The sequence below is a fragment of the Streptomyces doebereineriae genome (genome assembly GCF_031845645.1).
In the GTDB taxonomy this organism is placed as follows: Bacteria; Actinomycetota; Actinomycetes; order Streptomycetales; family Streptomycetaceae; genus Streptomyces; species Streptomyces canus.
Window position 1 is genome coordinate 12123 of record NZ_JAVREZ010000025.1, and the last position, 12773, is coordinate 24895.

The 12773-nt window shown below is 69.7% G+C and carries 12 protein-coding genes; 11 read left to right on the forward strand and 1 reads right to left on the reverse strand.

All coding sequences use genetic code 11. The features are described 5' to 3' along the window. Position 1: 1 nt before the first annotated feature. The 11 genes from pafA to RNB18_RS43955 all read left to right on the forward strand — a co-directional run bounded on the left by pafA (position 2) and on the right by RNB18_RS43955 (position 11020). Positions 2 to 1363, forward strand: coding sequence for a Pup--protein ligase (pafA, locus tag RNB18_RS43905; protein WP_059207845.1), 1362 nt, complete (start codon positions 2 to 4; stop codon positions 1361 to 1363). Positions 1364 to 1490: 127 nt separating this feature from the next. Continuing rightward, positions 1491 to 2495 carry an FKBP-type peptidyl-prolyl cis-trans isomerase gene (locus tag RNB18_RS43910; protein WP_311719743.1) on the forward strand — a complete coding sequence of 335 codons (1005 nt, stop codon included), beginning with the start codon at positions 1491 to 1493 and terminating at the stop codon, positions 2493 to 2495. A gap of 88 nt (positions 2496 to 2583) precedes the next feature. Beyond that, positions 2584 to 2955: an FKBP-type peptidyl-prolyl cis-trans isomerase gene (locus RNB18_RS43915; RefSeq protein WP_020117713.1), complete on the forward strand. Its 372-nt coding sequence runs from the start codon at positions 2584 to 2586 to the stop codon at positions 2953 to 2955. A gap of 176 nt (positions 2956 to 3131) precedes the next feature. Next, complete coding sequence (locus RNB18_RS43920; RefSeq protein WP_266526309.1) at positions 3132 to 4085, forward strand: helix-turn-helix transcriptional regulator; 954 nt, start codon at positions 3132 to 3134, stop codon at positions 4083 to 4085. 18 nt (positions 4086 to 4103) lie between these two features. Then, positions 4104 to 5141 carry a helix-turn-helix transcriptional regulator gene (locus RNB18_RS43925; RefSeq protein ID WP_311719744.1) on the forward strand — a complete coding sequence of 346 codons (1038 nt, stop codon included), beginning with the start codon at positions 4104 to 4106 and terminating at the stop codon, positions 5139 to 5141. Further along, a complete protein-coding gene (locus RNB18_RS43930) occupies positions 5138 to 5428 on the forward strand; it encodes a hypothetical protein (RefSeq protein ID WP_311719745.1) in 291 nt (96 codons plus the stop codon). Before RNB18_RS43925 ends, RNB18_RS43930 begins: the two co-directional genes overlap by 4 nt. A 10-nt stretch (positions 5429 to 5438) precedes the next feature. Next, positions 5439 to 5633 carry a hypothetical protein gene (locus RNB18_RS43935; RefSeq protein ID WP_053850561.1) on the forward strand — a complete coding sequence of 65 codons (195 nt, stop codon included), beginning with the start codon at positions 5439 to 5441 and terminating at the stop codon, positions 5631 to 5633. A gap of 258 nt (positions 5634 to 5891) precedes the next feature. Beyond that, positions 5892 to 6179 (forward strand): Sec-independent protein translocase subunit TatA, encoded by a 288-nt coding sequence (gene tatA / locus RNB18_RS43940; RefSeq protein WP_057614315.1) that lies wholly within the window; start codon positions 5892 to 5894, stop codon positions 6177 to 6179. A 48-nt stretch (positions 6180 to 6227) separates the two neighbouring features. Next, positions 6228 to 7178, forward strand: coding sequence for a twin-arginine translocase subunit TatC (gene tatC, locus RNB18_RS43945; RefSeq protein WP_199873949.1), 951 nt, complete (start codon positions 6228 to 6230; stop codon positions 7176 to 7178). 31 nt (positions 7179 to 7209) lie between these two features. Further along, complete coding sequence (locus RNB18_RS43950; protein WP_311719746.1) at positions 7210 to 8100, forward strand: diacylglycerol kinase; 891 nt, start codon at positions 7210 to 7212, stop codon at positions 8098 to 8100. 58 nt (positions 8101 to 8158) lie between these two features. Beyond that, positions 8159 to 11020, forward strand: coding sequence for a DEAD/DEAH box helicase (locus RNB18_RS43955; protein ID WP_311719747.1), 2862 nt, complete (start codon positions 8159 to 8161; stop codon positions 11018 to 11020). Positions 11021 to 11113: 93 nt separating this feature from the next. Here the strand turns inward: RNB18_RS43955 and atzF are convergent, their stop codons facing one another. Next, the gene (gene atzF, locus RNB18_RS43960) at positions 11114 to 12760 is read right to left on the reverse strand and encodes an allophanate hydrolase (RefSeq protein WP_311719748.1); all 1647 of its coding nucleotides are present in this window, start codon (positions 12758 to 12760) and stop codon (positions 11114 to 11116) included. Between the last annotated feature and the right edge of the window lie 13 nt (positions 12761 to 12773).

Sequence of the window (12773 nt, forward strand, 5' to 3'; positions counted from 1 at the left end):
CATGGACCGCCGCATTTTCGGGCTGGAGAACGAGTACGGCGTCACGTGTACGTTCAGGGGACAGCGACGCCTGTCTCCCGACGAGGTGGCGCGGTACCTCTTCCGCCGTGTCGTGTCATGGGGCCGCAGCAGCAATGTCTTTCTGCGAAACGGCGCCCGCCTCTATCTCGATGTCGGGTCACATCCGGAATACGCGACACCCGAATGTGACAACGTGACCGAACTGGTCACGCACGACAAAGCAGGCGAGCGCATTCTCGAAGGACTCCTGGTGGACGCCGAACGACGCCTGCACGAGGAAGGAATCGCGGGCGACGTCTACCTCTTCAAGAACAACACGGACTCGGCCGGCAACTCCTACGGCTGCCACGAGAACTATCTCGTCGCACGCCACGGGGAGTTCTCCCGGCTCGCGGACATCCTCATTCCCTTCCTTGTCACCCGTCAGCTGCTGTGCGGCGCGGGCAAGGTTCTGCAGACCCCGCGGGGCGCCGTCTACTGCGTCAGCCAGCGGGCCGAGCACATCTGGGAGGGCGTCTCCTCGGCGACGACCCGTTCCCGGCCGATCATCAACACCCGCGACGAACCGCACGCCGACGCCGAGCGCTACCGCCGCCTGCACGTCATCGTGGGCGACTCGAACATGTCCGAGACGACCATGCTGCTGAAGGTCGGCGCGACCGACCTGGTGCTGCGCATGATCGAGGCGGGCACCGTGATGCGCGACCTGACCCTGGAGAACCCGATCCGGGCGATCCGTGAGGTCAGTCACGACATCACCGGCCGGCGCAAGGTGCGTCTGGCCAGCGGCCGGGAGGCCTCCGCCCTCGAGGTGCAGCGCGAGTACTACGAGAAGGCCGTCGACTTCTGCGAGCGCCGGGGCATCCGTACCGGCACCGTCGAGCAGGTCCTGGAGCTGTGGGGCCGCACGCTGGACGCGATCGAGGCCGAGGACCTCGACCGGATCGGCACCGAGATCGACTGGGTCATGAAGTACAAGCTCATCGAGCGGTACCGGGCCAAGCACAACATGACCATGTCCAACCCGCGGGTCGCGCAGATAGACCTCGCGTATCACGACATTCACCGCCGTCGTGGCCTCTACTACCTTCTGGAGAGGAAGGGCCAAGCCGCCCGTATCTGCAACGACTTGAAAATCTTCGAGGGCAAGTCGGTTCCGCCGCAGACCACTCGGGCCCGGCTGCGCGGTGACTTCATCCGCAGGGCCCAGGAACAGCGCCGGGACTTCACCGTCGACTGGGTCCACCTCAAGCTCAACGACCAGGCACAGCGCACGGTGTTGTGCAAGGACCCGTTCCGTTCGGTCGACGACCGGGTCGAGAAACTGATCGCCGGAATGTGATCGACGCGTTCCGCATCCGTGTCGGAACGCAACACGGGCGCCGTACGTTTCACGTACGGCGCCCTTCTCACGTCGTAGAGTTGCGCGCACGCCATCAACAAGATCGACCGATTACGAGGCCCCCACCGTGCGCCGACGCTCACTCCTCATTGCCGTTCCCGCAGGACTGGCCACACTCGCCGCATGCGGTGACGACAAGTCCGACTCGAGCAAGGCGAGCGACAGCGCGTCACCCTCGGCGTCGTCCTCGGCCTCGCAGGCGCCGCCGCCGAAGATCGTCGACGGTCCGCTGCCGGCGATCACGGCGGGCACGAAGTTCGGTGAGAAGCCGACGGTCGCCAAGGGCAGCGGCGATCCGTCGAAGGATCTCGCGGTCAAGACGGTCATCGCGGGCGGCGGCACCACCATCGCCGAGGGCGACTACATCCAGGCCCACTACCTCGGCCAGGTCTGGAGCACGGCCAAGGTCTTCGACAACTCCTACGACCGTAAGACGGCGCTGGTCATCCAGCTCGCGCAGAACAGCATCATCGACGGCTGGCGGTACGCCCTGACGGGCAAGAAGGCCGGCAGCCGGGTCCAGTTCTCCATTCCGCCCACCTGGGGGTACGGCAAGGAGGGCAACGCGCAGGCGGGTATCAAGGGCACCGACACGCTGGTGTTCGTCGTCGACGTCCAGGACACGTTCAACGCGAAGAGCTCAGCCAAGGGCAAGAATGTCGCGCAGAGCGACGCGGATCTGCCCAAGGTCGGCACCAACACCGACGGCAAGGCTCCCTCCATCGAGGTCCCCAAGGCGGATGCGCCCACCAAGCTGGTGTCGGAGTACGTCATCGAGGGCGACGGCGACGAGGTGGCGGCCGACAGCACCCTGCTCGTGCAGTACAAGGGCGTGGTGTGGGACACCGGCAAGGAGTTCGACTCGACGTACAGCCGCAAGCAGTTGGCCTCGTTCTCGCTCCAGCAGGTCGTCAAGGGCTGGGCGCAGGGCCTGACCGGCAAGAAGGTGGGCAGCCGGGTGCTGATCTCCATTCCGCCGAAGCTGGGCTACGGCGACAAGCCGCCGGCCGGCAGCGGTATCGAGAAGGACTCCACGCTGGTCTTCACCGTGGACATCCTGGCGAAGATGTGACGCACGGGGGACATGCGCGAAGGTCCCGGCCGCGGGGATGTAAGACTGGTCCCTGTTGCCTTTCCGTGAACCAGCAGGAGCGAGTGACGTGAGCATCGACAAGCCCGAGATCGACTTCCCGGGCGGCGAGCCCCCGGCGGACCTGGAGATCAAGGACATCTGGGAGGGCGACGGCGAGGTTGCGCAGGCCGGCCAGACCGTCACCGTCCACTACGTGGGCGTGGCCTTCAGCACCGGCGAGGAGTTCGACGCCAGCTGGAACCGTGGTCAGCCGTTCCGCTTCCCGTTGGGCGGCGGCCGGGTCATCAAGGGCTGGGACCAGGGCGTGCAGGGCATGAAGGTCGGCGGCCGCCGCCAGCTGACCATCCCCGCCCACCTCGCCTACGGCAACCAGAGCCCGACCCCGGCGATCAAGCCCGGTGAGACCCTGATCTTCGTGGTCGACCTGCTCGGCGTCTGATCGTCGTACCGGAGTCATAAGAGATCGCGTCGCGGTCGGATCGTCGTACGACTTCCGACCGGACCTGATCAACCGGGGTCCATGCCTGTCCGGGCATGGGCCCTCGGCTTTTGCCTTGCTCCTTCGGGGCGGTACGGTCAACGTCCGTAAGCACCATAGGGAGGCGAAGGGCGTCGATGGCCATTGCCAAGGCCGAGCGGCTGATGAACCTGGCGCTGTGTCTGCTCGGGACGCGACGGCCGCTCAGCAAGCGTGAGCTTCGGGAGTCCATCGAGGCCTACCTGGAGGCGAATTCCGACGACTCCTTCAACCGGATGTTCGAGCGCGACAAGGACGATCTGCGTGAACTCGGGCTCGTGATCGAGACCGTTGAGAACCTGGACGGCGAAGTCGGCTACCTCGCCCGCCGCGACAGCAACCGGCTGCCGCCCGTCACCCTCGACGCCGAGGAGGCCGCCGCCCTGGGGCTCGCCGCCAAGGTGTGGCAGCAGGCCCGGCTCGCCGGCGCGGCCAGCGGCGCCCTGCAGAAACTGCGTGCGGCGGGGCTGCCCGAGGACTTCGACCCGTACGAGGCGCACGGCGCCCTGGAGCCGCGCATCCCGGTGCACGAGGCCTCCTTCGAGCCGCTGATGCTCGCCTGCCGGGACCGCCGCCCGGTCGTCTTCGACTACCGCAAGGCCACCGCCGCCCGCCCCGAGCCCCGTCATGTCGAACCGTGGGCGCTGGAGTGCTGGCGCGGCCACTGGTACCTGGCCGGATTCGACCGCGACCGGGGTGCCGAGCGGGTCTTCCGGCTCTCCCGGATCACCGGCAAGGTGCGCTCGCGCGGCACGCGCTACACGGCCCCGGTCCCCGACGTCGTGACCGTCCGTGAGACCGTCGCGAGCTGGGCGGGGGAGACCGCCGACCGCAGCGCGCTGATCCGGCTGCGCACGGACGCCGGGTACCCCTTGCGGGCGAAGGCCACCTCGGTGCGGGAACTGGGCGACGGCTGGGACGAGTTGGAGATTCCGTACGGCCATGGCCTGGACGCCTGGCTGGTGGAGTTCGGCCCGGACGTGGTGGTCCTGGAGCCCGCCGAGTTGCGGGCCGACGTGGTGGACCGGCTGCGTGCCGTGGCCAAGGGCTGAGGGGGAGCGGAAGAGATCATGGCAGGCAAACCGGTCAGGCCGGCGAACGCCATCGACCAGACCCGGCGGATGCTCTCCCTGGTGACCTATCTCAGGGAGCGCCCCGGCGCCCGGGTCGAGGACGTCGCCCGCGCCTTCGGGATCACCGAGGACGAGCTGGTCTCCGACCTCGATGTGCTGCCCATGTGCGGCACCAGCTTCCGCGGCGGAGACCTGCTCGACATCGACACCGACGGCGAGCGGATCTGGTGGCACAACCCCGATGACGTGGCCGAGCCGCTCAGGCTCGCCGCCGACGAGGCGACTGCGCTGCTGGTGGCCGCCCGCGCGGTGTCCACGCTGCCCGGCCTCAGGGAGAGCGACCGGCAGGCGCTGCTGCGGGCGACCGCCAAGGTGGAGACCGCGGCCGGTGAGACGGCCGGTGCCAGCGCGCGGCTGTCGGTGACCTTCGAGTCCGAGGGCGGGGTCTTCGCGGACGTCGACCGGGCCATCTCCGAGCGCCGGCGCCTGTGGATCCGCTACTACTCGCCCGCCCGCGACGAGCTCACCGAGCGCGAGATCGACCCGATCCGCCTGGTCAGCGTCGGCCACACCTATGTCGAGGCCTGGTGCCGCCGCTCCGAGGCGCGGCGCACCTTCCGGCTCGACCGGGTAGCCGAGATCAAGATCCTGGACGAGCCGTCCGCGCCGCCCGAGGTCGAGCTCAGGGACCTGTCCGAGGGGCTCGTGCAGCCCGCGGCCGAGGACCCCGAGGTGGTCGTCGAGGTGGGCCCGGGCGGCCGATGGGTCGCCGAGTACTACCCGCACGACAGTGCGGATGAGCTTTCCGACGGCGGGCTGCGTATTACCCTGCGCACCCCCGACCCGGCATCGCTGCGTCGGCTGGCGCTCCGGCTCGGCCGCGACGGCCGCATCGTCTCGCCGCACGACCTCGCCGACAGCGCCCGCGAGGCGGCCCGCGAGGCGCTGGCGGCCTATGACGGGGTCGAGGCGCAGGACACCCCGGGGACGCGGGTGCACGACGGTCGGTACGACAGGCAGGAGCAAGGGCTTTGAGCGAGTCGGCGACGTCCGGTGCGGGCATGACGGTGGCTGCCGCCTTCGCGGGGATGAGAAGCGCGGCTCCGGTGACCTTCAAGGCGAGCTGCCCGGACTGCCGGGAGCGGTTCGAGCTGGCCGCCGCCGCCCTGCGCCTCGCCATCGGCGCGACCAGCCGCGCCACGTTCTACTCCTTCACCTGCCCCGAGTGCGGCTCGGCCGTCCGCAAGCCCGCCGGCGAGCGGATCGTGGAACTGCTGACCGGCGGCGGGGTCCGGACACTGCGGCTGCACTCCACCCTCTAGGCTCGGTGCCATGTTCTGGCCGATGTTCGCGGTAGCAGTGGGTTTCGTGGGTCTCGCCGTCCTGGGTGTGCTCGCCGTCCGGGTCTTTCTGGAGGCGCAGCGTCTGGGGCGCCAGGTCACGGACTCCGCGCGGCGTATCAGCCGGGCCGCGGAGGACCTGGAGCGGGCGGCGGTGAGCACGGCCCGTTCTGTGGACTCACTGTGAGTACGGCTGAGAGTTGGGTGTGAGTCGAGCGGTGCATGCGTTTTGGGCCACTTCGCCCTGTCACCTTGGCCGGGTCGGCAGGTACGCTGCTGGTCGCGGTCCGGATAACGAGGCTCGGCCGCGAACCGGGAGTACGCACAGGGATTGCCAGGCGTTCACCCCTGAGCGTTACGATCGCTGTCAGCACGACTGATCGGACACATGTCCGACCGGTCGGACAGCACCCCACAAGCCGCCTCGGTGAGAAGGTAAAGACTTATGTTCGGAAGGCTCGGCGCCCCCGAGATCATTCTCATCCTCGTCGTCATCATCCTGCTGTTCGGCGCGAAGAAGCTTCCCGACATGGCGCGCTCGCTCGGCAAGTCCGCTCGCATCCTCAAGAGCGAGGCCAAGGCGATGAAGGACGAGGGCAGCAGCACGGCCACTCCGGCCGGTCCGCCCAACACCGACGAGCAGACCCCTGCTCAGCGCACCATCCAGGCCGCGCCCGGCGACGTGACGAGCTCGCGCCCGGTCACCGAGCCGACGGACACGACCAAGCGCTGACGCGGGGCCGGTGACCTCCGGCCCGCCCGCACGAGATGGGAACGTGGGTTGCTGAAGTCTGCCCGCAGAGAAGAGAGGGATCCCGAGGGGCGGATGCCTCTCGCGGATCACCTTCGTGAGCTCCGCAACCGGCTCGCGAAGGCGATGCTGGCCATCGTCATCGTCACGGTGGTGGCCGCTTTCTTCTACAACGACATCATCAACTTGATCACCAAGCCGATCCTCGACTCGGTCGGCTGTGACAAGTCCTTCGCGGAACTGGCCAAGTCGACACAGTCGACCAAGCCGTGCGCCGAGATCACGATCAACGGTCTGCTCGCGCCCTTCACGCTGGCCCTGAAGGTGTCGCTGATGGCCGGCGTCGTCGCGGCCTCGCCGGTCTGGCTCTACCAGCTGTGGGCCTTCGTGGCACCCGGCCTGCACCGGCACGAGAAGAAGTACGCCTACGCGTTCGTCGGCACGGGCGCCCCGCTCTTCCTCGTCGGCGCCTACTTCGCCTACTCGGTCCTGCCGACCACGGCCCAGGTGCTGATCGGCTTCACCCCGGGCGGCACCTCCAACCTGCTGCCGCTGGACGACCTGCTCGACCTCGTCCTGCGCATGGTGCTGGTCTTCGGCCTCTCCTTCGAGCTGCCCCTGCTGCTGGTCTTCCTCAACCTCACCGGGTTGATCACCGGCAAGCGGATGCTCGGCTGGTGGCGCGGCATGATCATGGCCATCACCGTGTTCGCTGCCATCGCCACACCGAGCACCGACCCGCTGACGATGCTGGCGCTCGCCGCGCCGATCTGGGTGCTGTACTTCGCCGCGACCGCCTTCTCCCTGCTGAACGACCGGCGCAGGCGCCGTCGCGAGGCCGAGGGCCCCGACGACGACGAGGCCTCCGACCTGGATCTCACCCCCGAGGACATCGGCGAGGTCGAGACCGTCTCCGCGAGCCGGGCGCTGCCCGAGCAGTCGGGCGCGGACCGGGTCAACGGTTATGACGACGTGACCTGACGAGGGGGAAGCGGCTCGTAAGGTCACTTCCGTGACCAGCGAGATCACCCTCTTCGTCAACCCCACCGCGGGCCGCGGCCGGGGCGCCCACGCGGCGCAGCCGGCCGCTTCGGCTTTGCGGGCGGCCGGATTCGCCGTGCGGACCGTGCTCGGCGAGGACGCCGCCGACGCCCTCGCACGCGCGCGTGCCGCCGTGGACGAGGGCACGGGGGCACTCGTCGCCGTCGGGGGTGACGGAATGGCGAACCTCGCCCTCCAGGCCGTGGCCGGCACCCGCACCCCGTTCGGAATGGTCGCCGTCGGTACCGGCAACGACTTCGCCCGCACGCTGGGCCTGCCGGTGCGCGATCCCGCCGCTGCGGGCCGGCTGATCGCCGACGCCCTCAAGGAGGGACGGGTCCACGACACCGACCTGGGCCGGGTCGGTGACCACTGGTTCGCCACCGTCCTCGCCTCCGGCTTCGACTCCCGGGTCAACGACCGCGGCAACCGCATGAGATGGCCCACGGGCCGCCTCAAGTACGACCTCGCGATGCTCGCCGAACTGGCCGCCTTCCGGCCCGTCCCGTACCGGATCACGCTCGACGACGGCCAGGTCCGCGAGGTCGAGGCGACCCTGGTGGCCGTCGGCAACGGATCGTCGTACGGCGGTGGCATGCGGATCTGCCCGGGCGCGGACCTCACCGACGGGCTCTTCGACATCACCGTGGTCGGGGACTGCAGCCGTACGACCCTGCTGCGGGTGTTCCCGAGCGTGTACCGGGGCACCCATGTCGACCACCCCAAGGTGACCGTGCTGCGGGCCGCGCGGGTCGAGATCGCCGCCGAGGACGTCACGGGGTATGCGGACGGCGAGCCGCTCGGGCCGCTGCCGCTGAGCGCGCGCTGTGTCCACGGGGCGGTGTCCGTGGTGGGCCCGTGAACTGCGGTGGGCCCGTGAACTGCGTGAAGAGCAGGTTTCGCGGACTCCGATCCGGATAATGATCGTCCTGTTGTCAGTGCCGCCGGGTACGCTCGAAAGCACGATGACAGAGGACCTCTCACCGGCCGAGCGGTACGCGGCAGCCCGCCTGCGGGCAGCCGAGCAGGCCACCGCGCTCGCGGGCTTCCGCGAGATGTACGACTTCGGTCTCGACCCCTTCCAGATCGAGGCCTGTCAGGCTCTCGAAGCGGGCAAGGGCGTGCTGGTCGCCGCTCCCACCGGCTCCGGAAAGACGATCGTCGGCGAGTTCGCCGTCCACCTCGCCCTCCAGCAGGGCAAGAAGTGCTTCTACACCACACCCATCAAGGCACTCTCCAACCAGAAGTACGCGGACCTGAGCCGCCGTTACGGCGCCGACAAGGTCGGCCTGCTCACCGGCGACAACAGCGTCAACTCCGACGCCCCCGTGGTCGTGATGACCACCGAGGTGCTGCGGAACATGCTGTACGCGGGCTCACAGACCCTCCTCGGCCTCGGATACGTGGTCATGGACGAGGTGCACTACCTCTCCGACCGCTTCCGGGGCGCCGTATGGGAAGAGGTGATCATCCACCTCCCCGAGTCGGTGACCCTGGTGTCGCTGTCGGCGACCGTGTCCAACGCCGAGGAGTTCGGCGACTGGCTCGACACCGTCCGCGGCGACACCCAGGTGATCGTCTCCGAGCACCGGCCCGTGCCCTTGTTCCAGCACGTGCTCGCCGGGCGCCGGATGTACGACCTGTTCGAGGAGGGCGAGGGCAGCAAGAAGGCCGTCAACCCCGATCTCGCCCGGCTGGCCCGCATGGAGGCCCAGCGGCCGTCGTACCAGGACCGCAGACGCGGCCGGGCGATGCGCGAGGCCGACCGGGAGCGCGAGCGGCGGCAGCGGTCGAAGGTGTGGACGCCGAGCCGGCCCGAGGTCATCGAGCGGCTGGACGCCGAGGGCCTGCTGCCCGCGATCACGTTCATCTTCAGCCGCGCCGCGTGCGAGGCGGCCGTACAGCAGTGCCTGTACGCGGGGCTGCGGCTCAACGACGACGAGGCACGCGGGAAGGTGCGCGCCCTCGTCGAGGAGCGCACGGCGTCCATCCCGACCGAGGACCTCCATGTCCTCGGGTACTACGAGTGGCTCGAGGGCCTGGAGCGCGGCATCGCGGCCCACCACGCGGGCATGCTGCCGACCTTCAAGGAGGTCGTCGAGGAGCTGTTCGTGCGCGGCCTGGTCAAGGCCGTGTTCGCGACCGAGACGCTCGCGCTGGGCATCAACATGCCCGCGCGTTCGGTGGTGCTGGAGAAGCTCGTCAAGTGGAACGGCGAGCAGCACGCCGACATCACTCCCGGCGAGTACACCCAGTTGACGGGGCGTGCAGGGCGGCGCGGCATCGACGTCGAGGGTCACGCGGTGGTGCTGTGGCAGCGCGGGAGCAGCCCGGAGCACCTGGCGGGACTGGCCGGCACGCGCACGTACCCGCTGCGCTCCAGCTTCAAGCCGTCGTACAACATGGCGGTCAACCTGGTCGAGCAGTTCGGCCGGCACCGCTCGCGTGAGCTGCTCGAGACGTCGTTCGCGCAGTTCCAGGCCGACAAGTCGGTCGTCGGGATCTCCCGTCAGGTGCAGCGCAACGAGGAGGGACTCGACGGCTACAAGGCCTCCATGACCTGCCACCTCGGCGACTTCGAGGAGTACGCGCGGCTGCGCCGCGAGCTCAAGGACCGCGAGACCGAGCTGGCCCGGCAGGGAGTCGCACAGCGGCGGGTCGAGGCTGCCGTGGCGCTGGAGAAGCTCAAGCCGGGCGACGTCATCCATGTGCCCACGGGCAAGTACGCCGGTCTCGCTCTGGTGCTGGACCCGGGCCTGCCCGCCGGGCGGTCCAACGGCCACCGGGGCTTCGAGCACCACGACGGTCCACGGCCGCTGGTGCTGACCGCCGAGCGGCAGGTCAAGCGGCTCGCGTCGATGGACTTCCCGGTGCCGGTCGAGCCGTTGGACCGGATGCGGATCCCGAAGTCCTTCAACCCGCGCTCGCCGCAGTCCCGTAGGGACCTGGCCTCCGCGCTGCGTACCAAGGCGGGGCACATTCCGCCGGAGCGGGCCCGTAAGCAGCGCTCCCAGGCGGCCGACGACCGTGAGATCGCGCGGCTGCGGACGGCGATCCGGGCGCATCCCTGCCATGGGTGCGACGACCGTGAGGACCATGCCCGTTGGGCCGAGCGGTATCACCGGCTGCTGCGGGACACCTCGCAGCTGGAGCGGCGCATCGAGGGGCGTACGAACACGATCGCCCGCACCTTCGACCGGATCGTGGCACTGCTGACCGAGCTGGACTATCTGCGGGCCGACGAGGTCACCGAGCACGGCAAGCGGCTGGCCCGGTTGTACGGCGAGCTCGATCTCCTGGCCAGTGAGTGCCTGCGGGAAGGGGTCTGGGAGGGGCTCGCCCCTGCCGAACTGGCCGCGTGCGTCTCGGCGTTGGTGTACGAGTCCCGGGTCGGCGACGACGCCATGGCGCCCAAGGTGCCGTCCGGCAAGGCCAAGGCGGCGCTCGGTGAGATGGTGCGGATCTGGGGGCGTCTCGACGCCCTCGAGGAGGACTTCCGGATCAGCCAGACCGAGGGGGTCGGGCAGCGGGAGCCGGATCTCGGGTTCGCCTGGTCCGCGTACATGTGGGCCAGCGGGAAGGGGCTCGACGAGGTGCTGCGGGAGGCGGAGATGCCTGCCGGGGACTTCGTGCGGTGGTGCAAGCAGGTGATCGATGTGCTGGGGCAGATCTCGGCTGCGGCTCCGGTGTCGGGGGGTGGGTCTTCCTCCGTCGCGAAGAACGCGCGGAAGGCTGTTGATCTGTTGCTGCGGGGGGTTGTGGCCTACTCGTCGGTGGGGTGATGTTTTGGGGCGGGTGCGGGTTAGCTGTGGCTGGTCGCGCCCACGCGGCGGAGCCGCATATCGATGCGGCCCCGCGCCCCTGGGTAGGTTGAGCTACTCGGCGTTCACATAGGAGCGCCAGCCTCCGTATGACGTGATGTCCTCGGCGTTCCTGAGGGCGGACGGCTCGCAGAGGAAGCCGGGGACATCAGTGCCGTCGGCCAGTCGCACGCTGCCCAGGGCCATGGGGCGGGGGAGCGTGGAGAGGAGCCGGCCGAGGCCCGCCGCGGGCATCTTCCAGACTTCCGTCTCGATCTCTGCGCCGCCCTCGCCCACGTGGACCAGGCCCGGCTTCGGTGGGGTCGTCCGCAGGGCGTGCAGGCGGTAGACCGGTGCCGTGGTGGTCGTACGGTCCAGGCGGGCGCCCAGCGCGAGGAGTTGGGGGTTCAGCGGCTGGCCCGTCAGGTGCGCGCCGACCACTGCGAGCCGGGTCTCCGGCTGGAGCAGGCTCGCGATCCTCGCCAACCGCTCATCGGTGTACGCCGGGCCGATCAGCATCACGCCGAACGGGAGGCCGTTCACCTCGCCCGCCGGGACGGCGGCCGCGGCCAGGTCGAAGAGGTTCGTGGAGTTGGTGAAGCGGCCCAGGCGGGCGTTGGCACCCAGAGGATCGGCGGCCACCTCGGCGAGGGTGGGGTGGCCGGGGGCGGTGGGCAGGAGGAGGGCGTCCGCGTCGGCCAGTTCGGCCAGCGCGCGCGTGCGGAGCACGGCCAGGCGGTCCATGTCGGCGTAGAGCTGGTGGGCCGGGAGGTCGCGGGCCCGGGTGATGATGCTGGCGACCGTGGGGTCCAGGGAGTCGTCGTCCGCTGCTGTCGCCTTGTCGACAAAGGCTCCTACCGCTGTGTAGCGCTCGGCCACGAAGGCGCCCTCGTAGAGCATCGCCGCAGCCTCGTTGAAGGGCGACAGATCCAGCTCGCGGATGGTCGCGCCCGCCGCCGCGAGCTGCTCCACCGCTGCTTCGTACGCCTGAGCCCAGCCCTCGTCCAGTTCGCCGAGCTGCTCGCGCGCAGGCACAGCGATCCGCCACGGGCCGGGGCGGCGTCCGGGCATGGCCGGGGCCGTGCCGGTCACCATGTGGGACAAGGCCTGCTCTGCCTCGGGCAGGGTTCGGGCGAACACCGTCACGCAGTCGATCGAGGCGCAGGCCGGGACGACTCCGGCCGTGGGGACCAGACCGCGGGTGGGTTTGAGGCCGACGATGCCGTTGAAGGCGGCCGGGACCCGGCCCGAGCCCGCCGTGTCGGTACCGAGGGCGAAGTCGACGATGCCCAGGGCCACCGCGACGGCCGAGCCGGAGCTGGAGCCGCCGCTCACCCTGGCGGGGTCGTACGCGTTGCGGACCGCGCCGTGCGGGGAACGGGTTCCGACCAGGCCCGTCGCGAACTGGTCCAGGTTCGTGGTGCCGAGCACGATCGCGCCCGCCGCGCGAAGACCGGCGACGACCGGGGCGTCGTCCTCCGGATGGTAGGCGTACGACGGACAGCCCGCCGTCGTGGGCAGGCCGGCCACGTCGATGTTGCCCTTGGCTGCGAACAGACGTCCCGCGAGGGGGAGTTGCTCGCCCTTCGCGAGCCGTTCGTCGATCGTCCGGGCCTCCCGCTCGACCTCCTCCCGGGGGCGCAGATCGATCCAGATCTCGGGGCGGTCCACGGCCTCGACGCGGTCGTAGGCGGCACGGACCCGGGTGACGGTGGTGGACATGGCTCGCTCCTCT